Annotated in this window: 1 protein-coding gene; it reads left to right on the forward strand. The window is 75.9% G+C overall.

All coding sequences use genetic code 11. The features are described from left to right. Positions 1 to 34 precede the first annotated feature (34 nt). Positions 35 to 340 (forward strand): hypothetical protein (locus tag PUR61_RS36595; protein WP_329883880.1); only part of this gene is annotated, 306 nt, incomplete at its 3' end.

A 340-nucleotide genomic window follows, 5' to 3' on the forward strand; every position in this document is an offset into this window, starting at 1 on the left:
GACCCCGCCGCTCGGCCCTGCTACAAGGAATCAGATGCCAGGCATATCGGCCCCCCGCACGGGCCACCGCGCCGGCCGGTCCGGCTCCCTCCGCAGCTCGCTCCTCGCGCTCGCGCTGGTCCCCTGCCTCGGCCTCGCCGGCGCCGGGGGATTCGCCTCCTTCCTGCTGCGCGTCTCCGGAGACACCCCCGCCCTGTACGCCGGCAGCGCCGTCTTCGCCGCCGTCCTGCTCTGGAGCCTGGTCCGCGGCATACGCGTCGCGCGCGCCCTCCCGGCGAGGCTCTCCGGCCTGCGCGAGGACACCCTCGCGATCGCCCAGCACGAGATCCCGCAGGTGGCC

The sequence above is a fragment of the Streptomyces sp. BE20 genome, from assembly GCF_036322525.1.
In the GTDB taxonomy this organism is placed as follows: Bacteria; Actinomycetota; Actinomycetes; order Streptomycetales; family Streptomycetaceae; genus Kitasatospora.